This window comes from Geodermatophilus sp. URMC 60, assembly GCF_053502585.1.
Genome location: NZ_CP199958.1, coordinates 991,989 through 1,012,955, shown reverse-complemented (window position 1 = coordinate 1,012,955; position 20,967 = coordinate 991,989). Strand labels below are relative to the sequence as shown.

At 74.6% G+C, this 20,967-nt stretch carries 21 protein-coding genes; 17 read left to right on the top strand and 4 right to left on the bottom strand.

The features are described 5' to 3' along the window. Nucleotides 1-108 precede the first annotated feature (108 nt). The 11 genes from ACWIX3_RS04880 (at nucleotide 109) to ACWIX3_RS04830 (ending at nucleotide 11,050) form a co-directional block, all read left to right on the top strand. Nucleotides 109-618, top strand: coding sequence for an SRPBCC family protein (locus ACWIX3_RS04880; protein ID WP_448610953.1), 510 nt, complete (start codon nucleotides 109-111; stop codon nucleotides 616-618). After that, nucleotides 615-1,577, top strand: a complete 963-nt coding sequence (locus tag ACWIX3_RS04875) for an ACP S-malonyltransferase (RefSeq protein ID WP_448610952.1) — start codon at nucleotides 615-617, stop codon at nucleotides 1,575-1,577. Before ACWIX3_RS04880 ends, ACWIX3_RS04875 begins: the two co-directional genes overlap by 4 nt. Next, a complete protein-coding gene (locus ACWIX3_RS04870; RefSeq protein WP_448610951.1) occupies nucleotides 1,574-1,999 on the top strand; it encodes a cupin domain-containing protein in 426 nt (141 codons plus the stop codon). The genes ACWIX3_RS04875 and ACWIX3_RS04870 overlap by 4 nt, the downstream gene beginning before the upstream one ends. Then, nucleotides 1,996-3,291, top strand: coding sequence for a beta-ketoacyl-[acyl-carrier-protein] synthase family protein (locus ACWIX3_RS04865; RefSeq protein WP_448610950.1), 1,296 nt, complete (start codon nucleotides 1,996-1,998; stop codon nucleotides 3,289-3,291). Before ACWIX3_RS04870 ends, ACWIX3_RS04865 begins: the two co-directional genes overlap by 4 nt. A 73-nt stretch (nucleotides 3,292-3,364) precedes the next feature. Beyond that, a complete protein-coding gene (locus ACWIX3_RS04860; protein ID WP_448610949.1) occupies nucleotides 3,365-4,606 on the top strand; it encodes a beta-ketoacyl synthase N-terminal-like domain-containing protein in 1,242 nt (413 codons plus the stop codon). After that, nucleotides 4,603-4,950 carry an antibiotic biosynthesis monooxygenase family protein gene (locus ACWIX3_RS04855; RefSeq protein WP_448610948.1) on the top strand — a complete coding sequence of 116 codons (348 nt, stop codon included), beginning with the start codon at nucleotides 4,603-4,605 and terminating at the stop codon, nucleotides 4,948-4,950. Before ACWIX3_RS04860 ends, ACWIX3_RS04855 begins: the two co-directional genes overlap by 4 nt. Next, entirely contained in the window at nucleotides 4,947-7,862 is a 2,916-nt protein-coding gene (locus ACWIX3_RS04850) for an FAD-dependent monooxygenase (RefSeq protein ID WP_448610947.1), read from the top strand. The genes ACWIX3_RS04855 and ACWIX3_RS04850 overlap by 4 nt, the downstream gene beginning before the upstream one ends. 79 nt (nucleotides 7,863-7,941) lie before the next feature. Next, nucleotides 7,942-9,225, top strand: a complete 1,284-nt coding sequence (locus tag ACWIX3_RS04845) for a cytochrome P450 family protein (RefSeq protein ID WP_448610946.1) — start codon at nucleotides 7,942-7,944, stop codon at nucleotides 9,223-9,225. After that, a complete protein-coding gene (locus ACWIX3_RS04840) occupies nucleotides 9,222-10,064 on the top strand; it encodes a TcmI family type II polyketide cyclase (RefSeq protein ID WP_448610945.1) in 843 nt (280 codons plus the stop codon). The genes ACWIX3_RS04845 and ACWIX3_RS04840 overlap by 4 nt, the downstream gene beginning before the upstream one ends. Before the next feature lie 2 nt (nucleotides 10,065-10,066). Next, entirely contained in the window at nucleotides 10,067-10,498 is a 432-nt protein-coding gene (locus tag ACWIX3_RS04835) for a VOC family protein (protein WP_448610944.1), read from the top strand. Nucleotides 10,499-10,657: 159 nt separating this feature from the next. Next, nucleotides 10,658-11,050, top strand: a complete 393-nt coding sequence (locus ACWIX3_RS04830) for an aggregation-promoting factor C-terminal-like domain-containing protein (RefSeq protein ID WP_448610943.1) — start codon at nucleotides 10,658-10,660, stop codon at nucleotides 11,048-11,050. A 96-nt stretch (nucleotides 11,051-11,146) separates the two neighbouring features. On the opposite strand, the gene ACWIX3_RS04825 is transcribed toward ACWIX3_RS04830, so the two are convergent. Next, nucleotides 11,147-12,136 carry an LLM class flavin-dependent oxidoreductase gene (locus ACWIX3_RS04825; RefSeq protein ID WP_448610942.1) on the bottom strand — a complete coding sequence of 330 codons (990 nt, stop codon included), beginning with the start codon at nucleotides 12,134-12,136 and terminating at the stop codon, nucleotides 11,147-11,149. A 145-nt stretch (nucleotides 12,137-12,281) separates the two neighbouring features. Between ACWIX3_RS04825 and ACWIX3_RS04820 the strand changes: the two genes are divergently transcribed. Beyond that, complete coding sequence (locus tag ACWIX3_RS04820) at nucleotides 12,282-13,502, top strand: sensor domain-containing phosphodiesterase (protein ID WP_448610941.1); 1,221 nt, start codon at nucleotides 12,282-12,284, stop codon at nucleotides 13,500-13,502. Here ACWIX3_RS04820 and ACWIX3_RS04815 read toward each other — a convergent pair. Beyond that, nucleotides 13,492-14,130, bottom strand: coding sequence for a dihydrofolate reductase family protein (locus ACWIX3_RS04815; protein ID WP_448610940.1), 639 nt, complete (start codon nucleotides 14,128-14,130; stop codon nucleotides 13,492-13,494). The genes ACWIX3_RS04820 and ACWIX3_RS04815 overlap by 11 nt on opposite strands. A 300-nt stretch (nucleotides 14,131-14,430) precedes the next feature. Here ACWIX3_RS04815 and ACWIX3_RS04810 point away from each other — a divergent pair, with 300 nt between their 5' ends. The 3 genes from ACWIX3_RS04810 (at nucleotide 14,431) to ACWIX3_RS04800 (ending at nucleotide 16,471) form a co-directional block, all read left to right on the top strand. Next, nucleotides 14,431-15,591: a PKD domain-containing protein gene (locus tag ACWIX3_RS04810; RefSeq protein WP_448610939.1), complete on the top strand. Its 1,161-nt coding sequence runs from the start codon at nucleotides 14,431-14,433 to the stop codon at nucleotides 15,589-15,591. Between the two features lie 67 nt (nucleotides 15,592-15,658). Then, nucleotides 15,659-16,315, top strand: coding sequence for a class E sortase (locus tag ACWIX3_RS04805; RefSeq protein ID WP_448610938.1), 657 nt, complete (start codon nucleotides 15,659-15,661; stop codon nucleotides 16,313-16,315). A 3-nt stretch (nucleotides 16,316-16,318) separates the two neighbouring features. Further along, a complete protein-coding gene (locus tag ACWIX3_RS04800; RefSeq protein WP_448610937.1) occupies nucleotides 16,319-16,471 on the top strand; it encodes a hypothetical protein in 153 nt (50 codons plus the stop codon). Between the two features lie 61 nt (nucleotides 16,472-16,532). Here ACWIX3_RS04800 and ACWIX3_RS04795 read toward each other — a convergent pair whose 3' ends face one another. Then, nucleotides 16,533-17,735, bottom strand: coding sequence for a serine hydrolase domain-containing protein (locus tag ACWIX3_RS04795; RefSeq protein ID WP_448610936.1), 1,203 nt, complete (start codon nucleotides 17,733-17,735; stop codon nucleotides 16,533-16,535). A 189-nt stretch (nucleotides 17,736-17,924) separates the two neighbouring features. Next, a complete protein-coding gene (locus tag ACWIX3_RS04790; RefSeq protein WP_448610935.1) occupies nucleotides 17,925-19,772 on the bottom strand; it encodes an ABC transporter ATP-binding protein in 1,848 nt (615 codons plus the stop codon). A 66-nt stretch (nucleotides 19,773-19,838) separates the two neighbouring features. On the opposite strand from ACWIX3_RS04790, the gene ACWIX3_RS04785 reads away from it, so the two are divergent. Together ACWIX3_RS04785 and ACWIX3_RS04780 are read left to right on the top strand one after the other, a co-directional pair. Beyond that, a complete protein-coding gene (locus ACWIX3_RS04785; RefSeq protein WP_448610934.1) occupies nucleotides 19,839-20,258 on the top strand; it encodes a MarR family winged helix-turn-helix transcriptional regulator in 420 nt (139 codons plus the stop codon). A gap of 274 nt (nucleotides 20,259-20,532) precedes the next feature. Beyond that, nucleotides 20,533-20,964: a DUF1707 SHOCT-like domain-containing protein gene (locus ACWIX3_RS04780; protein WP_448610933.1), complete on the top strand. Its 432-nt coding sequence runs from the start codon at nucleotides 20,533-20,535 to the stop codon at nucleotides 20,962-20,964. The last annotated feature ends 3 nt before the right edge of the window (nucleotides 20,965-20,967 follow it).

The following is a 20,967-nucleotide window of genomic DNA, read 5'->3' as shown; positions in this document are numbered from 1 at the left end:
CCACGCCTCGCAGGCTCGGCGCGGGCCCCCGAAGGGTGGCCGTTCCAGTACCTCACCAGGGCCGGACACCGCCGTGTCCACCTACCGACACCCCGAGGAGCTCCCCCCATGAGCAGCACCGTCGAGCCGGGCACCGCCACCGCCACCGCCGGGCACACGGACAACTCGATCCTCATCGACGCCCCGATCGACCACGTCTGGGCGATGACCAACGACCTGCCGTCGTGGCCGGACCTGTTCACCGAGTACAGCGAGGTGGAGATCCTGGCCGAGACGGAGACGTGGTTCCGCTTCCGGCTCAAGATGCACCCGGACGAGAGCGGGCGGGTCTGGAGCTGGGTCTCCGAGCGCACGCTCGACCCGGCGACCCACGAGGTGCGCGCCCGCCGCGTCGAGCCGGGGCCCTTCGAGTTCATGGACATCTACTGGAGCTACGCCCCGGAGGGGTCCGGCACCCGGATGCGGTGGGTCCAGGACTTCCGGATGCGCCCGGAGGCCCCCATCGACACCGAGGGCATGACGCGGCGGATCGACGCGAACAGCAAGGTCCAGATGGCCGTCATCAAGGAGAAGGTGGAGGCGGCAGCCCCCGCCCCGATCGGGGAGCCGGAGAGGTGACCGGGCCCGCCGTCGTCCTCGCCGGCGAGGCCGGCGTCCGGGCCGGGGCGATCGACGCCTGGCTCGGCGACGAGGCGGCCCGCGCGGTGGTGGACGAGGCCACCGCGGTGGTCGGGCGGGACGTGGCCACGTGGTGGCGCGACCCGCTCAACCTCAGCTGCGACACCACGGCCGCGCACGTCGAGGTCGTGGTCAGCGGGGTCGCCGGCTACCGGAGCCTCACCGCGCGGGGCCTGCGGCCGGTGGTCGTCGCCGGGCACGGGGTGGGCGAGTACGCCGCCCTGGTGGCCGCCGGCGCCCTGCCCCTCGACCAGGTCGTCGAACTGGTCCACTGGCGTGCCGAGCTGCTGTCGCTGTCGCCGCGCCCGTCCTGCGCGGGCATGGCCGCGGTCGTCGGGCCCCGTGCCGGCGAGGTCGCCCGCGCGGTCGTCGCCGATGTGGGCTCCAGCGCCGTGCTGACCGTCGCGTCGATCGACGGGCCGGCGCAGGTCCTGCTCTCGGGCGGCTGCGAGGCGCTGGACCGGGCGCGGGCGGCCGTGCAGGCAGCCGGGCTGGACCTCGTCCGGCTCCCGGGGCGCAACGCCTGCCACGGCCCCCTGGTGGCGCCGGTCGCCCGGCACCTCGCCGCGGCCCTGGCCGACCTCGACTGGTCCGAGCCCGAGGTGCCGGTCGTCCCCAACGCCGACGGCCGGCCGACCCGCGACCCCGGGCACCTGGCCGGCTGCCTGCGCGCCCACCTGACCTCGCCGGTGCAGTGGGAGGCGACCTCCCGCGCGCTGGTCGAGGCCGGCGCCACCGCGGTGGTCGAGGTGGCCGCCGTCCCGGTCCTGGGGCCGCTGGTCCGCCAGGTCCACCCCGACCTCCCGGTGCACCTGGCCTCCGGGCCGGGGACGCCGCTCCCCACCGATCCGCTCCGGCCCGCCCCCGCGGTGCCCGTCCCGACCCGAGGAGAGACATGACCACCATCCAGCACGCGCCGGCCACGCCGACGCGCTGCGGGCCGACCGTCCACCGCGCCGACACGCCCCCCAACCGCCGCCGCGGCGGGGACATCCGCGTCCTGCTCTCGCCGGCCAGCGTCGGCTCCACCGCGGGCTTCATGGGCACGCTCACCCTCGAGCCCGGTGAGGTCGTCACCGAGCACTGGCACCCGTACTCGGAGGAGTTCCTCTACTGCCAGAGCGGGGACGTCCTGGTCACCCTGGACGGCGAGGAGCGGCGGCTGGTCGGCGAGTCCGCCGTCCACATCCCGATCGGGGTGCGGCACCGGATCGTCAACGACTCGGCGACGACGGCGACCTTCGTGTTCCTCTGCGGCCCGCTGGCCCCGCGGCCGGAGCTGGGGCACGTGGACACCGAGCTCCCGCCGGGCGTGCGGTGAGCGCCGACGGACGGCGGCGGGTCGTCGTCACCGGCATCGGGGTGGTCGCGCCCGGGTCGATGGGCCGCGAGGGCTTCTGGGACATGATCACCGCCGGGCGGACGGCGACGCGCCGGATCACCTTCTTCGACGCGAGCCGGTTCCGGTCCCAGGTCGCCGCGGAGGTCGACTTCGACGGCCGGCTCCACGGGCTCACCGCCCAGGAGGTGCACCGCAACGACCGCTTCGTGCAGATGGCGATGGTGGCCGCCGACGAGGCCGTGGCCGACAGCGGGCTCCCCATCGGGTCGGACTCGCCCGACGCCCCGGACCCCGACCGGGTCGGGGTCACCCTGGGCAGCGCCGTCGGGGCCACCATGCGGCTGGAGCAGGAGTACGTGTCGGTCAGCGACGCCGGCCGGCACTGGCTGGTCGACCCCCGCTACGCCTCCCGGTTCCTCGCCCACGCCCTCGTGCCCAGCTGCGGTGCCACCGAGCTCGCCGTCCGCTTCGGCGCCCACGGACCCGCCACGGTGGTCTCCACCGGCTGCACCTCGGGCATCGACGCGATCGGCTACGGCAGCCAGCTGATCGAGGACGGGGACGCCGACGTCGTGGTCGCGGGGGCCAGCGACGCCCCCATCTCGCCGATCTCGATGGCCTGCTTCGACACCATCCGGGCCACGACGGACAACAACGCCGACCCCGAGCACGCCTCGAAGCCCTTCGACGCCCGCCGCAACGGCTTCGTCATGGGCGAGGGCGCCGCCGTGCTCGTCCTCGAGGAGCTCGAGCACGCCCGGCGGCGCGGCGCGGAGGTGTACTGCGAGGTCACCGGCTACGCCAGCCGGTGCAACGCCTTCCACATGACCGGCCTCAAGCCCGACGGCACCGAGATGGCCGAGGCGGTCGGCCAGGCGCTCGACCAGGGCCGCATCGACCCCAGCGAGGTCGGCTACGTCAACGCGCACGGCTCAGGGACCAAGCAGAACGACCGGCACGAGACCGCGGCGGTGCACAAGAGCCTCGGATCGGCGGCCGACCGGGTGGCGATGAGCTCGATCAAGTCGATGGTCGGCCACTCCCTGGGCGCGATCGGCTCGATCGAGGTCGCGGCGACGGCGCTGGCCGTGCAGCGCGGCGTCCTGCCACCCACCGCCAACTACGAGGTGCCCGACCCCGAGTGCGACCTGGACTACGTGCCGAAGGTCGCCCGCGAGCAGAAGGTCGACGTCGCGGTCTCGGTCGGCAGCGGGTTCGGCGGCTTCCAGTCGGCCATCGTGCTGGCCGCTCCCACGAGGAGGACGGAGTGACCGAGCTCGCGAGGTCACCCATGGACACAGCAGCGTCGCTCGCGACGCCGACGAACGTCAGCGAGGAGGAGTCGTGAGCGGCCTGCTGGTCACCGGGATCGGGGTGGTCGCCCCGACCGGCATCGGCGTCGAGGCGCACTGGGAGGCGATGCTGCGCGGCGAGCCGGCGATCCGGCCGATCGAGGGCTTCGACCCCTCCCCCTACGGCATCTCGCTGGCCGGCCAGGTCCGCGACTTCGACGTCGACGAGCACGTCGCGACGCAGCTGAAGGTGCAGACCGACCGCTGGACCTGGATGTCGCTGGCCGCGGCCACCCTGGCGGCGGCCGACGCCCGCTACGAGCAGCCCGAGGACGTCTACGCCACCTCCGTGTTCCTCGCATCGGGCTCGGGCGGCAACGAGTTCAGCCAGCACGAGATCCAGGGGCTGTGGGCCAAGGGCCCGCGGTCGGTGGGCGCCTACCAGTCCATCGCCTGGTTCTACGCGGCCAGCACCGGCCAGATCTCCATCCGCGACGGCTACAAGGGCCCCTCCGGCGTCGTCGTGAGCGAGGGCGCGGGCGGCCTGGACAGCATCGGGTGGGCGCGCCGCGTCGCGCGTCGCGGCACCCCGGCGGTGCTCGTCGGCGGCACCGAGGCCGGCCTGTGCCCGTACGCGCTGCTGTGCCAGGCGACCAGCGGCCGGCTCTCGACCGCCACCCGCCCCGAGGAGGCGTACCTGCCCTTCGACCGGCGGGCCAACGGGCACGTCGTCGGGGAGGGCGGCGCCATCCTGCTGCTCGAGGAGCCCGGCGCCGCCCGGGCCCGCGGGGCGCAGCGGGTGTGGGGCGAGGTCGCCGGCTACGGCGCCACGCACGACGCCCACCACCACGAGGACCCGGCGCCCGACGCCACCCAGTACGCCCGGGCGATCCGGCTGGCCCTCGCCGACGCCCGCGTGTCGCCCGACGAGGTCGACCTCGTCGTCGCCGACGGGGCCGGGACGCCGGAGCTCGACGCCCTCGAGCTGCAGGCGATCGGCGCCGTGTTCGGGGACCGGCGGACGCCGGTGCCGGTCGCCGCGCCCTCGTCGTGGACCGGCCGGCTCATGGCCGGGGGCTCGGCGCTCGCCGTCGCCACGGCGCTGCTCGCCGCCCGGGACGGCATCGTCCCGGGGACGGCGTTCCTCGAGCAGCCGGTCGAGGCGCCCGGCGTCGACCTGGTGCGGGACACCCGTGTGCAGGACGTGTCGACCGTGGTCGTCCTGGCCCGCGGCGCCGGCGGCTTCAACAGCAGCCTGGTGCTGCGCCGCACGCCCGAGGAGGCGCGGACGTGAGCGCCGGCGAGGAGCTCCCCGGCGTCCGGACGATGCTGCGGATGCGGACGCGGGAGGGCTGCGAGGCGGAGTTCGAGGCGGCTTGGCGTCGGGCGGCGGCGGAGATCGCCCGGGTGCCGGGCAACCTGCGCCAGGAACTGGTGCGCGACGTCGACGACCCCCGCACCTTCCTCATCACCAGCGACTGGACCGACCGGGCCGCGGTCGACGGGTTCGGTCGCAGCAGCGCCCGGGAGACGCTGACCGAGGCACTGCGCGACCTGCGCGAGGACGCGGGCCGCAACACCTACGAGGTGCTGGCCGTCGTGCCGGGGGCGGGGCGCCCGGTGGAGGCACCGGCATGACGGCACCGGCCACCGGGTGGGGAGACCGCGTCGGCGTGCGGACCGTCCTGCGGATGCGTGCACGGGAGGGGTGCGAGGCGGAGTTCGCGGCGGCCTGGCACCGGGCCGCCGCGGAGATCAGCCGGGTCCCCGGCAACCTGCGCCAGGAGCTGATGCGCGACGAGGACGACCCGCGCTGGTTCGGCATCGTCAGCGACTGGACCGACCGGGCGTCGGTGGACGCCTTCGGGCGCAGTGCCGCCCGGGAGACGCTCACCGAGGCGCTGCGCGACCTGCGCGAGGACGCCACCCGCTCGACCTTCACCGTGCTGGCGACGGTGGAGGCCGACCGGCCCCGGCCGGTGCGCATCGACTTCTCCACCAGCGTCAAGCCGGGCGAGCAGGAGGCCTTCGAGCGCGCGTACACCACGGTCACCCAGCGGATCGGGGACTCGCGCGGGTACGTGCGCGAGGAGCTGCTGCGCGACGCCGGCGGCCTGCGCTACCACATCTTCGCGGAGTGGGAGTCCGAGGACGACTTCGTGCAGTGGGTCGAGGACCCGTCCCACATGGCGGCCGGCGCACCGCTGGCCCGGTGGCACTCGGTGGAGTTCCGGCGTGAGGTGCTGGAGATCCGCCGGCGGCCCGACGCGGACACCGACTTCCCGCCGCTGCCCCCGCCCGGCGGGGACGTCGAGGTGGAGCGGGTGCGCGTCGACTCTGCCGTCGCCGTCGAGCCCTGGGAGGAAGAGGCCTTCGAGCTCGCCTACCTCGCCGCCGCGCAGCTGGCCCGCAGCGCCCCCGGCCACGCCCGCGAGGAGCTGCTGCGCGAGCCCGGCGGGCGGCGCTACCACGTGGTCGCCGAGTGGGAGTCCGAGCAGCGCTTCACCGACTGGACGGCGGAGCCGGCGAACTGGGCCGCCGGGCCGCTGGGCCGGTGGCTGGCGAGGGGCGAGGACCGCAGGGTCTTCGCGCTGCGCGTCCGGCCGGAGCCGCCGTCGGTCGCCGCCGGGGCGGTGCCCGAGCCCGCGCAGCAGCCGGCTCCCGTCCCCGACGGGGTGCCCGTGGCGCCGGAACCGGACCTGGAGGTGGTGGCCGGGCCGCCGCTGCAGGTGTCCGTGGAACAGGCCGCCGACACCGAGCTCGCCCCCGCCGTCCCGCTCATCACGACCACGGTGCCCAGCGCCACCGTGCAGGAGTTCGTGGAGAAGCCGGACGACGGGCACGCACCCGCCGCTGCGGCGCTGCTGCCGGCGCCGTCCGGCGCCGGAGCCGTCTCCCGCGCTCCCGGGCGGGCGGTCGAGGTGCTCGTCGTCGGCGCCGGCCCGGCCGGCCTGACCCACGCCATCGAGCTGGCCCGCCGCGGCATCGCCGTCCGCGTCGTGGACAAGCGTCCCCAGGCCTCCACGCAGGCGGACAAGGCGATCGGCATCCACTGCCGGACGATGGAGATCTGGGAGGACCAGGGCATCGTCACCGACGCGATGGACGCCGGGATCTGGCTGTACGGCCAGACGGTGTTCGTCAACGGCGAGCAGACCCACCAGGTCGACTGGGCCGGCCTCGACGAGCTGCCCTACGCCCACCTGGGGCTGCCGCAGTACGACACCGAGCGCATCCTCGGCGCCAAGCTGGCCTCCCTCGGCGTGGTCGTCGAGCGCGGGGTCGAGCTGGTCGGCTTCACCCAGGACGACGAGGGCGTCACCGCGCAGCTGCGGCACGCCGCAGGCGAGCCGGAGACCTCCCGGGCGCAGTACCTGGTCGGCTGCGACGGGGCGCACAGCGCCGTCCGGTCCGGGCTGGGGCTGGCCTTCGAGGGCGGGCTGTCGATGTTCCCCCAGCTGTTCATGCTCGGGGACGTCGACGTGGACTGGGACCTGCCGGCCGGGCACCTGGTGCGCTTCGTGCGCATCGAGGACGACGACTTCACCGGGATGCTCGTCTGCGTCCCGCTCAAGGGTCGCAACCGCTACCGGATCGCGACCCTGGCCCCCCAGCGGTGGCAGGAGGCGGTCGGCTCCGGCGTCGTCCCGCCCGGGTTCTGGCAGGAGTACGAGCCGCCGACCCTGGCCGACATGCAGGCCGCGATCGACGACCTGGGTCCGCCCGGGACGACGGCGAGCAACCTCCGCTGGTCGTCGATCTTCCGGATCAAGCACGGCATCGTCGACCGCTACCGCGAGGGGCGGGTCTTCGTCGCCGGCGACGCCGCGCACCTGCACCCGCCGGCCGGTGGGCAGGGGATGAACACCGGCATCCAGGACGCCTGGAACCTCGGCTGGAAGCTCGCCCTCGCCGTCCGGGGGCAGGCGGCACCCGGACTGCTCGACAGCTACGAGGCCGAGCGCCGTCCCGCCGGGAAGATGATCGTCGACCGGGCCGTGGCCATCGCGTTCACCGACGAGATGGACATGGAGGACGAGAAGGCCCAGTTCCTGCTCGAGATGCAGATGACCATGAACTACGCCGGCAGCCCGCTGGTCGGCGAGACGGCCCCCGGCGGCTTCCCCACCGGGCCGGAGCCCGGGCACCGCGCACCGGACGTGCACGGGCTGCGGCGCTTCGGCGTTGCGCACCCGCTGCGGCTGTTCGACCTCACCCGGGGCACCCGCTCCACGCTGCTGCTGTCGGCCGACGCCACCGCGTCGGAGGAGCAGGTGTCGGACCTGGAGAAGCTGGCCGTCGCCGTGCGGCAGCAGACCCGCGGCGAGGTGGGGGCCTACCTCGTCGCCGCCCCCGACGCCCGGGTGCCGGTGCTCGTCGACCTGCCCGTCGTCCGTGACGCCGACGGTTCCTTCGCCGCCGCCTACGGCACCGCGGGCGCGGGGACGGCGGCCTACCTGGTCCGCCCCGACGGTCACGTCGGCTTCCGCAGCCGCCCGCTGGACGAGGACGCCCTCCTCGACCACCTGGCCGGGGTCTTCGCGCAGTGACCGGCCCAGTGACCGGCCCAACCCCGGCCCGCCCCCGACGGACCGCACCAGAGACCGCCCCACCCCCGAGGGAGACGACATGACCCAGACCGCACCGCCGGCGTCGGCCGCACCTCCGGACGACGTCGTCCCCGGTCAGGAGATCTACACGCCGGAGTTCCGCGCCGATCCCTACCCCGTCTACGCCCGGCTGCGCGCCGAGCGCCCGGTGGTCAAGGTGCGGACGCCGCGCTTCGACTCGTTCCTGGTCACCCGCTACGAGGACGCCCGGCAGGCGCTGTCGGACCCGCGGCTGTCCAAGGACCTGTACCGCGCCGGGGACACCTACCTCGCGGTGTTCGGCGAGAAGGCGCGGCAGATCAACACGAACATGCTCAACTCCGACCCGCCCGAGCACACCCGGCTGCGCCGCCTGGTGACGCAGGCGTTCACGCCGCGGCGGATCGAGGCGATGCGCCCGCGCGTGGAGGAGATCGTCGAGGGGCTGCTGGACCGGATGGCGCCGCGGGGGGAGACCGAGTTCGTCGACGAGTTCGCCCTGCGGCTGCCGCTGGCGGTGATCGGCCACCTCCTCGGCATCCCCGAGTCCGACCACGAGGAGATCCTGTCCGGCACCCAGGTCATCCGGACCGTCGGCACCGGCGGGCGCAGCCCCCAGGAGGACCGCGCGGCCATCGGGCAGGCCCAGGAGCGGCTGCACGCCTACTTCACCGGTCTGGTCGCGACCAAGCGGCGCGAGCCCGGCGAGGACCTGGTCAGCGCCCTGATCGCCGCGCGCGACGGGGACGGCCGGCTGTCGGAGGCGGAGCTGGTGTCCACGTGCTTCCTGCTGCTGTTCGCCGGCTACCAGACGACCTCGGACTTCCTCGGCAACGCCGTGGTCGCGCTGCTGACCCACCCCGAGGAGCTGCAGGAGCTGCTGGACCACCCCGACCTGGTGCCCGACGCCGTGGAGGAGCTGCTGCGCTTCGACGGGTCGGTCCCGGTGTCGAGTTTCCGGTTCGCCACCGAGGACCTCGAGATCGGCGGCGTGCCGATCCCCGAGGGCTCGATCGTCACGGTCGTGCTCAGCGCGGCCAACCACGACCCCGCGCTGGTCCCCGACCCGGACGCGCTCGACCTGCGCCGCGGCCAGACGCAGCACATGTCGTTCGGCCACGGCATCCACTACTGCCTGGGCACCGCACTCGCCCGGCTGGAGGCGACGACCGCCCTGCGGCGGATCCTCGTCCGCCTGCCCGACCTGCGCCTCGACGTCCCCGTCGAGGAGCTGCAGTGGCTCCCCGCGGCCTCGGCCTTCCGTGGGCTGCTCGAGCTCCCACTCCGCTTCACCCCCACTCCCACCCCAGGAGGCCCCCGATGACACAGACGACACCCTCGGCCAACCCCCAGGCCACTCCCTCGGCCGACCCTGCGGCCGACGCCTCGACGACGCCCACGGAACAGCCCTGGGCCAACGACACCGTCGAGTTCGCGAACACCGCCTCGGCGCCCGCGACCTGGTACTCGGGCACCTGGCGCCCGTTCCGCAACGTCATCGTCTGCCGGCTGGCCCCCGGTAGCGAGGACAAGGTCGGTCCGGTGTTCGCCTACTACGACCGGACCACCCGGCCGCAGGACCTCGGCGTCGTCGGCCGGGCCCTGCTCTCGTACGAGGACCTGTACCTGCACGTCATCGAGCGCAAGGAGGACCCGGAGGTGTCCGGGCAGCGCCGTGGCCTGCCGGCGTTCCAGGCGATCGCCGAGGCCATCGCCCCGTACGTGACCCCCTACCCGAGCTACTGGCAGAACCCGTCGCACTCGGTGGCGAAGCACTTCTACACGTGGGTCCCCGAGGGCGAGGTCTCCCCCGACCGGGAGATGACCGTCATCGTCCAGCGGATGCGGCCGGGCAGCGAGGAGGACATCGCCCGGGTGTTCGCCGAGTCCGACGCGGGTGGGCTGCCGACGGAGACCGGCGTCACCGGCCGTTGGCTGTACTCGATGGAGGACGTGTTCGTGCACCTCCTCGAGCAGGACCGGGTCAAGGCCGCGGCCGTGCGGGAGAACCACGAGTCGATGCGGCCGGCCTTCGCGAAGGTCATGGCGGACCTCGCCCCCTACGTCAGCCCGTACCGCCCGGAGACCTGGCAGAGCCCGCGCGACTCGGTGGCCCGGGTGTTCCACCGCTGGACGGCTCCGGACTGGAAGCCCGAGGGCTGACGATGACGCTGCGCGGGATCTCCACGCTCATCTTCGTCGTGGACGACGTGGCCGCGGCCACGGACTGGTACACCGAGCTGCTGGGCGCCGGGCCGGTCTTCACCCGGCCCGGCCCGGGTGGGCGCGTGCAGTACGCCAAGTTCGCCATCGGCGACTCCGGGATCGAGCTCGCCATCGCCGACCGCCGCAAGGCCCCGCCCGCCACCGTGGCCGGGCCGGGCGGCGCGATCGTGCACTGGCGCGTCGACGACCTCGAGGCCACCCTCGCGCGTCTGGCGTCGATGGGCGCGGAGGAGTTCCAGCCGGCGACGCCGCACGGGCCGTTCATCACGGCGGTCGTCATCGACCCCTTCGGCAACCTGCTCGGCCTGCAGGGCGTCCTGACCGTCCCGCACTACCTCGACGAGCACGACCGCGCCCCGGCGACCACCTGACCGCCGGCGTCGTCCGGCCGGCCCGGGACCACCCCGGGCCGGCCGCCCTCCCCTGCCCCGCTCACGCCCCGTGCCGCAGCTCGCCCCGTACGACCCGCCACCGGTGCGCGCCGGCCCGCGACGTGCGCCCCCGCAGATCGCACCCCGGAGGACTGCCCGATGCACGCACCCGCTCGCCGCACGCTGCAGCTGCTGACCGCCACGGGCGTCGTGACGCTCGCGCTGACCTCCGCCGGCCAGGCGGTGGCGCAGGCGGCGTCGGCCAAACAGGCCTACAAGGACTACGGGGCGAGCCAGTTCCGCAGCCCCGCCCAGTTCGACTGCCTCGACCAGCTCTGGGAGGCCGAGAGCAACTGGAACCCCAAGGCGCAGAACCCGACGAGCACCGCGTACGGCATCGCCCAGTTCCTGGACGCGACCTGGGCCACCACCGGCATCGCCAAGACGTCGGACCCGTACCGCCAGATCGACGCGGGCCTCATCTACATCGACGAGCGCTACGACACCGCCTGCGCGGCCTGGGCCTTCCACCAGGCGAACAACTGGTACTGACGCCCCGCGGTCCGGACGGGCCTCGTCGGCCCCCTGCAGGGTCCCGCCGCGAGCCCGCCGCGAGCTCGCGGGCGGCGGGGAGCAGGGGGTCCTTCCTCAGGCGGACACGGTCTCCATCGCCTCGGCGGTGAGCTCGACCGACCGCAGCCGGCCCTCCACCCCGGGGAACTGGTGGGCGACGATCAGCTCGTCGGCATCGGCCTCCCGCGCGAAGCCGGTCAGGTACTCGCGCACCTCGGCCGGGGTGCCGACGGCGGTGTGGGTCAGCATCGTGTCGACGTGCAGCCCGGCGCCGCCGTCGAGGAGCAGCTGCGCCTCGTCGTCCGACAGCTTCCTGCCCCGGCCGAACAGGCCGACGGCGAGGGTCCGGCGGACGGCGGCGTACGCGTTCTCCGCGGCCTCGCGGCTGTCGGCCGCCACCGCGTTGACCCCGGCGATGACGTACGGCCGGTCCAGCTGCGCGGACGGCGTGAACTCCCGCCGGTAGGCCTCGACCGCGGGCTGGAGCATGGCCGGCGCGAAGTGCGAGGCGAACGCGTACGGCAGGCCGAGCGCGGCGGCCAGCGTCGCGCCGAACATCGACGAGCCGAGGATGTACAGCGGCACGTTCGAGCCCTTGCCGGGGACGGCGTCGACGCCGGGCACCCGGGTCTCGCCGGCCAGGTAGCCCTGCAGCTCGAGCACGTCCTGCGGGAAGCGGTCGGCCGAGCGCGGGTCGCGGCGCAGCGCGTACATGGTGTTCTGGTCCGAGCCCGGAGCCCGGCCCAGCCCCAGGTCGATCCGGCCCGGGTGGACGGCCTCGAGGGTGCCGAACTGCTCGGCGATGGTCAGCGGGGAGTGGTTGGGCAGCATGACGCCGCCGGCGCCCAGCCGGATGGACGACGTGTGCGCGCCGACGTGCGCGATCAGCACGCTGGTCGCCGACGACGCGATCGTCGGCATGTTGTGGTGCTCGGCGTACCAGACGCGGCGGTAGCCGGACTGCTCCGCGCGCTGGGCCAGCGCGACGCTGGCCGCGATGCTCTCGCCCGGCGTCTGACCCCTGGAGATCGGCGCCAGGTCGAGGACGGACAACGGGATGCTCATGTGCTCCAAACCCCTCAGCTGGTGTTGTCACGGGCAACCACCACGGTCCCGCCGTCCTTCCCCCTCCAACGGATGACGTCGGCGAGGGTCGCTACAGCTCCGTGCGGTCCTGGTCGATCCCGCCCGGGACGAGAGGAGGCTGCTCATGCGCGCGAGGCGTTCGGCGGCCGAGGAGCAGATCGCCGACCTGCTGGTCACCGCGAAGGAGTCCCTGGACCTGAGTGTCGCCTTCCTCAGCCGCATGGACGGCACCACCCAGCACCTGGAGGTCGTCGAGTCCTCGCTGCCCTTCATCCGGGACGGCGTCACGCAGCCGCAGGCCACCTCGTTCTGCCAGGCCGTCCTGGACGGCGAGCTGCCGGCGGTCATGCCCGACGTCAAGCAGTTCCCCGCAGCGATGCGGCTGCGTCCGGCCCGCGTCCCGCGGATCCGCAGCTACGTCTCCACGCCCGTGCACCTGTCCGACGGCCGTCTCTACGGCACCTTCTGCGCGTTCGGCCTCCGCTCGGACAAGGAGCTCGGCAAGCGTGACGAGGCGCTGATGCGGGTGCTCGCCTCCGCGGCGGCGGTGATCGTCGAGCCCGAGGTCCGCAGCCAGGAGCGGCGCACCGAGATCGAGGGCCGGCTCGACCCGGTCGTCGCCGCGGGTGGGCCCGTCGTCCTGCTGCAGCCCATCGTCGACCTCGCCACCGGCAGCCGCGTGGGCGCCGAGGCGCTGTCCCGGTTCCCCGCCGAGTGGGGTCGCGGCCCCGACGTCGTCTTCGCCGAGGCACACCGCGTCGGCAGAGGGCACGCCCTGGAGCTGCAGGCCATGGCCCGCGCCGCCGGGCACCTCGACCGGGTCGGCGGGTACGTCGCGGTGAACGTCTCCCCCGCCACCGTGCTCACCCCCGGGTGCGCCGAGCTGCTGGCGCGGCTGCCGCTGGACCGCGTCGTGCTGGAGCTCACCGAGCACGACGCGGTGGAGGACTACGACGCCCTCTCCGCAGCCCTGGCCCCGTTCCGGGCCGCCGGGCTGCGGCTGGCGATCGACGACGTCGGCGCCGGCTTCTCCAGCCTGCGGCACATCGTGGTGACCGCACCCGACGTCATCAAGCTCGACCGCAGCATCGCCACCGGGGTGGCCACCGACCGGGTGCTCACCACGCTGGTCGGCTCGCTGGTCACCTTCGCGCACGGCTCCGGCGCCCGGGTGGTCGCCGAGGGCGTGGAGACGGCGGACGACGCGGCGGCGCTGCGGGCGCTGGGGGTCGACCACGGCCAGGGCTGGCACTTCGGCCGGCCGGGGCCGCCCGAGGCCCTCGCCGTCCCGGCACCGGGGACGCCGGCCGGCGCCCTGGTCCCCGAGACGGCGCTCAGCCGCTGACGGCGTCCTCGTACTCGGCGCCCATCGCGCCGGTCTCCACCTCGCCGCCCCGGCGGTAGGTGCACAGCAGCACGCCGGTCGGCGTGGCCGAGGACGCGGTCAGCCGCCACGACCGCGGGACGGCCCCGTCCCCGAACAGCCGCTTGCCCTCACCCAGCACCACCGGCGCCACCACCAGGCGGAGCTCGTCGACCAGGTCGGCGCGCAGCAGCGTCTGCACCAGCCCGGGCGACCCGTGCACCTGCAGCTCTCCGCCGTCCTCGGCCGTGAGTGCGCGCACCGCGTCGACGACGTCGCCCTCGACGAGCCGCGCGCCGGACCAGCCGAGCGAGCCCAGCGTGCGGGAGGCGACGTGCTTGGTGCGCGTGTTGAGCGCCTCGGCGACCGGGTCGTCCTCGGTCGGCGCCTGGGGCCAGGCCGAGGCGAAGATCTCGTAGGTACCGCGGCCGAGCAGGAAGTCCTCGACGCCGGCGAACCAGGCGTCCATCTGGGCGCCCAGGGTGTCGTCGAAGAACGGCACCAGCCAGCCGCCGTGGGCGAAGCCGCCGGTGGTGTCCTCGTCGGGGCCGCCGGGGGCCTGCACGACCCCGTCGAGCGTCGTGAACTCGGTGACCACCAGTGGTCGCACGGCTGCCTCCTGCGTTCCCGGCCGCCTCCGGTGGCGGCCTCTCGCTCGTACGACCACGGGGAGCGGGCCTTCTCATCGGCCGGGAGGGCAACCCCCGGAACGAGGGGGTCTACGACTGCGGAGTGCGGTGGGGACGCTCACTGCGAGTGAGGGCACGACGGATCACCCCCAGGCCTGGGGAGTGCCGGAGGACGGAAACGGGGGGTGTCCTCCCCTGCCGCCGGCGGTCAGGGTCGGCACAGCTCGACGGGGGCCGGGCTCGCCAGCCCCTGCTCGTCCACGACGACAACGGGGGTTGTCTTGAAGCGCACCGCCAGTCTGCTCACCACCGGGGCCCTGGGCCTCGGCACGTTCGCCGTGATCGGCGTGGTCGCACCGGGGGTCGCCTCGGCGAGCGGCTGCGGCGTCACCCCGCTCGACCTGGCGGGGCTGGAGGCCGCCTTCGACGGGCAGCTGACCGGCGTCGGCGCCGGCGCCACCGCCGAGATGCTCGCCGCGGGGCTGCACCTCACGATGCCGTCGGCGGAGGCCGACCCGGACGGCGCGGCGTACGCCTCGTACTTCATGGACGGGCTCGAGATCCCGCTGGCCGACGCCACGGCCCAGTCCAACTTCGACCTCGACACCACGCTCGCCGCGGGCCAGCCCGTCGCCAACCACCCGACGTACGAGCTGTACGTCGACCTCGACGGCCCGGGGACCGACGACACCGCCCAGGCCATCCTCGTGCACTGGGCGCCGGAGGCCGGCGAGCCCACCGACCTCTGGTGGAGCGCGCTCGGTCCGCTGACGCAGCTGGAGTCGGAGAGCACCGACGAGGCCACCCTCGTCGAGGTCAGCGCCGCCTACCCCGACGCCGTGGTCACCAGCCTCGGCTTCCAGCTGCTCTACCAGCCCGGCGCCGACGTGGTCGTGCACGGCCTGACCTTCGGCTGCAACGAGTTCCGGTTCAGCTCCGGTTCGGGCGGCGGCCCCGGCGGCGACCCGGGTGACGGCCCCGGTGGCGACCCGGGTGACGGGCCCGGTGGCGACCCCGTCAACCAGGCGCCGCTGGCCGCGGTCACGGCCACCAACGAGGGTGCGACCTTCACCTTCTCCGCTGCCGGGTCGACCGACAGCGACGGCCGGATCACCGGCTACCGGTGGGACTTCGGCGACGGCTCGGCACCCGCCGAGGGCGAGCAGGTGGTGCACGAGTACGCCGCGGCGGGCACCTACACCGTCACCCTGACCGTCACCGACGACGACGGCGCCACCACCACGGCGACCCGGCAGGTCGTCGCGCCGGCGACCGGCACGGGCGGCCCGACCGACCCGACCGACCCTACGGAGTACGGCACCCCGCTGCCCGACACCGGGGCGGACGTCCTCGGCCTGGCCGCGATCGGCGGCCTCGTCCTGGCCGGCGGCGGCGCCGGGCTGGTCGCGAGCCGTCGCCGGAAGGCCGGCTCCGCGTCCTGACCGACGTCCGTCGCGTCCCGCCCGCCGGCTCCCCCGGCGGGCGGGACGCCCTCGGTCAGGGGGACCGATGATCCGCACGCTCGTCCGCGGGCTCTCGCAGCTCGCCATCACCGTCGGTGCGGTGCTGCTGCTCTACGTCGTATACGAGGTCTGGGTGACCGACCTCTCCAGCGACCGGGCGCAGGACCGGGTGGCCGAGGAGCTCCGCGAGGACTGGGCGACCGGGACGCCCGGCACCGAGCCCGACTTCGGGCAGGCCTTCGCCTTCGTCCACATCCCGCGCTTCGGCGAGGACTGGACCCGCGCCGTGGTCGAGGGAACCGACCCCGACGAGCTCGAGGACGGTCCCGGCCACTACGTCGGCTCGGCGATGCCCGGCGAGCAGGGCAACTTCGCCCTGGCCGGCCACCGCGTGGGGCGCGGCAGCCCGTTCCTCGCCCTCGACGTCCTGGAGCCCGGCGACCCCGTCGTCGTGGAGACCGTGGACGCCTGGCACGTCTACCGGGTGACGACGACGACCGTCGTCGACCCGAGCGAGAGCAGCGTCGTCGCGCCCACCCCCGGCGGGCAGGCCGACGGGGAGGCGACCGGCGCCTTCCTGACCATGACCACCTGCCACCCGAAGTTCTCCACCCGCGAACGCCTCGTCGTGCACGGGGAGCTGGAGGGCTCGACCAGCAAGACCGCGGCCCCGGAGGGCCCGGCGGCGCTCGAGGAGGTCTGAGCCGTGTACTCCTGGATCTGGCGCCACCTGCCCGGTCCGCTCGCGGTGCGGGTGGCGACGGCCGTCCTGCTCGTCCTCGCCGCGGCGGCGCTGCTGCTCTTCGCCGTGTTCCCGGCGCTGGACGGGCCCGGCGGCCTGTGGAGCCCGACGCTCTGAGGGCGCTCGCACGCGACAGCGGGCAGGACCGGGAGGACCCGGCCCCGCCCGCTGTCGTCGGTCAGCGCTGCAGGGACGCGTACAGCGCCGTCTCGAACTCCAGGTAGCCGCCGAAGGAGGTGGCGTCCCCGAAGGGCAGGACCTGCGTCGCCCAGAAGCCGCCGTAGCCGTTCTCCCGGTCGACCCAGTAGAAGAGGTTGGCCAGCCCGGCCCAACCCTGCGCGCCCGCGGGTCGGCCGGTCGGCGCCGGCTCGTCGTTGACCATGAACGGCAGCGACCAGGACTTCGGCAGCCCGGGGAAGAACTCCGCGTCGTTGGACAGCGACGGGATGACCCCGGGCAACATCGTCACCTTGAGGTCGCCGAGGTGGTTCTGCACGGCCATCTGCACCGTGTCCGGCGCCAGGACGGCGCCGTCCTCCCCGCGGCCGTCGTTGAGCCACATGCGGATGAAGCGCATGTAGTCCCCCACCGTGCCGTAGAGCCCGTGGCCGCCCATGTGCGCCTCGGGCGGCTGGGGCAGGTCCCAGTCATCCATCGTCGTCAGCGACCCGTCGCCCCCCCGGGCGTGCATCGTCGCCCGCCGGCGCTGCAGCCGGTCGTCGGGCTCGAACGTCGTCTCGGTCATCCCGAGCGGCTGGAAGATCCGCGCGGCGAAGACGTCGCCGAGGCGTTCACCGGTGACGCCCTCCACCACCTGGCCGGCCCAGTCGATGTTGCTGCCGTACTCCCACCGCTCGCCCGGGTCGAACAGCAGCGGGGTCTGCAGGCAGGCCCTGGTCGCGGTGATGATGCTGGGCTGCCCGTGCTCGCGGGCCAGCCGTTCGTAGTGCTCGTTGAAGAAGTCGTAGCCGAACCCCGCGGTGTGGGTGAGCAGGTGCTTGGTGGTGATCTCCCGCTTCGGGTCCCGCAGTCGGGGTGAGCCGTCGTCGTCGAACCCGTCGAGCACCTTGAGCTCGCCGATCGCCGGTGCGTACGTGCGGGCGGGGGCATCGAGGTCCAGCCGCCCCTCCTCCACCAGCTGCAGGACGGCGGTGGCGGTGACGGCCTTGGTGGTCGAGAACAGGGCGAAGACCGTGTCGGTCGTCATGGGGACGTCCCCGCCGATGCGGCGGGCACCGGCCGCCCCCTCGTAGACGTTGCCCTCGCGGTCGGTGGCCATGGCGACCACCCCTGCGACCGGGGCGTCGGCCTCGACCGAGCGCTCGAGGATCGCGTCGGCCTCCTGGCGGAAGCTCTGTGCCACCTGCGTCGTCTGCGTCATCGCAGTCCTCCCGTGGGTCGGTGGGACGGTGCGCCGGCGGATCCGGCACTGCAGGATGTCAGCGGACCTCGGAGCCGGGCCAGCCGGCAGCGGCCACCGCGTCGCACTGCTGCCGGTGGTGCGGGCCCTGCGGCGGTGCGGGGGACCGGCTGCACGCCGCCGCCTCGCCCGGGTGCAGCACTCGTCGGGTCAGGCGGCCAGCGCGGGCTCGCGGTCCCCGGCGGCCACGAGGGCCGCGTACCGGCCGCCGCGGGCGACGAGCTCGTCGTGCGGACCGCTCTCCACGACCCGGCCGGCATCGAGGACGGCGATGCGGTCGGCGTGCCGCACGGTGGAGAGCCGGTGCGCGATGGTGATCGTCGTCCGGCCCCGGCTGGCCTCGTCGATCGCGGCCTGCACCGCCCGCTCGGTGCCGGTGTCCAGGGCGCTCGTGGCCTCGTCGAGCACCAGCACCCGGGGGTCGCGCAGCAGCGTGCGGGCGATGGCCAGCCGCTGCTTCTCCCCTCCGGAGAACCGGTGCCCGCGGGCGCCGACGACGGTGTCGTAGCCGTCGGGCAGTGCGGCGATCACGTCGTGCACCTGGGCGCGGCGGGCGGCGTCCTCGAGCTCGGCGTCGGTCGCGTCCGGCCGGGCGTGCCGCAGGTTCTCCCGCACCGTCGTGTGCAGCAGGTAGGTCTCCTGCGCGACGACGCCGACCACCTGCGACAGCGTGGCCAGCGAGAGGGCGCGCAGGTCGACGCCGTCGACGGTCACCCGGCCGGCGGTCGGGTCGGCCAGACGGGCGACCAGCGAGGCCAGCGTGCTCTTGCCCGAGCCCGTCTCCCCCACCAGCGCCAGCGTCGTCCCGGCGGGGACGTCGAGGTCGACGCCGTCCAGCGCCGGCCGGTGCCCGTCCGGGTAGGTGAACGAGACGCCCTCCAGCCGCACCGCGCCGCGTACGGCGGCCGGGTCGAGCGGCACCGGGTCGGCCGGGTCGTCGACCTCCACCGGCAGGTCGAGGTACTCGAACACCCGGCTGAACAGCGCCATCGACGCGGTCACCTGCACACCGACGTCCAGCAGGCCCATCAGCGGGCGGAACAGGGTGCCCTGCAGCGTGGTGAAGGCGACCAGCGTGCCGATGGTCATCTCGCCGGAGGTCGCCGGCAGACCCGCGGCCAGGTAGATCAGCGCCGGGATGCCGGCGAAGACGATGCTCATCGTGGCCATCCGCCACCGGCCGGCCAGCTGCGCGCGCACCTCGAGGCCGACGAGGTCCTCCGAGGTCTCGGCGAAGCGGCGGGACTGGGCGGGGCCGGCGCCGAGGGTCTTGCCGAGCAGCACGCCGCTGACGCTGAGCCCCTCCTCGACCTGGGCGTGCAGGTCGGCCAGGTGCCGCTGGCGCTGCGCGGTGACCGCGCGACGCATCCGGGCGACCCGGCGGGTGAGCAGGACGGCGGGCGGCAGGACCACCAGCGACAGCAGTGACAGCCGCCAGGACAGCGCCACCATCGCCGCGACCGTGCCGACGACGGTGGTCGCGTTGGACGCCAGCGACGTCGCCGTCGAGGTCACCACCGACTGCATGCCGGCGATGTCGTGGGTCAGCCGCGACTGCACCTCGCCGCCGCGCGTGCGGGTGAAGAAGCCCAGCGACTGGCGCTGCAGGTGGCTGAACACCGCCGTCCGCAGGCGGTGCATGACCCGCTGGCCGACCGTCGTCGACAGCCAGGTCTGCACCACCCCGAGGACGGCGGTGGTCGCGGCCACGGCCAGCATGCCGAGGACCGCCCAGGCCAGCAGGCGCACGTCCTGCCGCGGCAGCGCGTCGTCGATGACCAGCCGGACGAGGAACGGCGTCGCCAGCGCCACGAGGGACGAGGCGACGATGAGCACCACGACCGTGGCGACCTGCCAGCGGAAGGGTGCGAACAGCGCGGTCACCCGGCGCAGTGGCACCGGGTTGCGCTCGAGCTGGGCCCGGTCGGCCGGGTCGACGGTGCGCCCCGAGCGCCCGCTGCCTCCGCCTGCTCCTCTGGTGTCGTCGATGGCGACCACCTCCTGTCCGGATGCTGAGGCTACCTCATGGTGAGGGAACCGCGCGGTCATCGCTAGGATTCCCGCATGCCGGACGACGACGCCGAGGTGCTGGGCGAGCTGCTCGTGCGGGCCGCCCGCGGGCAGCGCCGACGGTGGCGCGAGACGCTGGCCCCCTGGGACCTCTCCCCGCACCACGCCCGCGCGCTGCGCGTGGTCGCCGACCGGTCCGGCACCCGGCTGTCCGACCTGGCCGAGGCGCTGCACATCGCCCCGCGCTCGGCGACCGAGGTCGCCGACGCCCTGCAGGCCCGCGGGCTGGCCGAGCGGCAACCCGACCCCACCGACCGGCGGGCCGTCGTGCTCACGCCGACGGAGGAGGGACGCCGGGTGCAGGCCGAGATCGCCGCCGCCCGCGCCGCGGACACCCGCGACCTGTTCGCCCGCCTGGACGCCGCCGACCGGGCCACGCTGGCCCGCATCCTGCGCACGCTGGCCGCGGACTGAGTCGGCCGGGGTCGCCCTCCGACGCCGGTCGCACCTGCTGGGCCGGCACCGGGATGGAGGTCGTGAGCAGGTCGGCACCGCCGGCGCTCGCCCGTCCGGCTGATCCCCGAGCAGCACCACCGCGCGGACCAACCGGTGGGTCTGGAGGAGACCCGACATCCCTGCAGGGTCGCCCGGACGGTCGCCGGGAACCGGCCCCTGCGCCGCGGGCACGGACACTCCCGCCGCGCGCCGGGTCTCCCGCTGGGGGCGGCCGCGGTGCCACGATCGACGGGTGATCGAGCCGGTGCACCCCGACGAGCTGCGTGTGTCGGACCCCGAGCGGGCCGCCGTCCAGGAGAAGCTGCGCCGCGCCGTCGCCGCGGGCCAGCTCGACCTGCACGAGTTCGACACCCGGGTCCAGTCGGCCTGGGCCGCCCGGACCCGCGGCGAGCTGTCCCGGGTGACCCGCGACCTGCCCGAGCCGCCGCCCGAGCCGCCGTCCCCGCCGCCGCTGGGCCGGCGGTTCTCCGACGACGACGCCGGCACCGCCATGCGGGTGCTGACGATCATCTGGGCCAGCATCGCCGCGGTGAACCTGATGGTGTGGGGGTTGGTGTCGTTCACCAGCGACGAGCCCGTCTACCCGTGGTGGATCTGGCTGTCGGTCCCGGGCGCCGCCCTGCTCGTCCTGTACGTCGTCGGCATCGGCCGCCCGCGGCGCTGACGC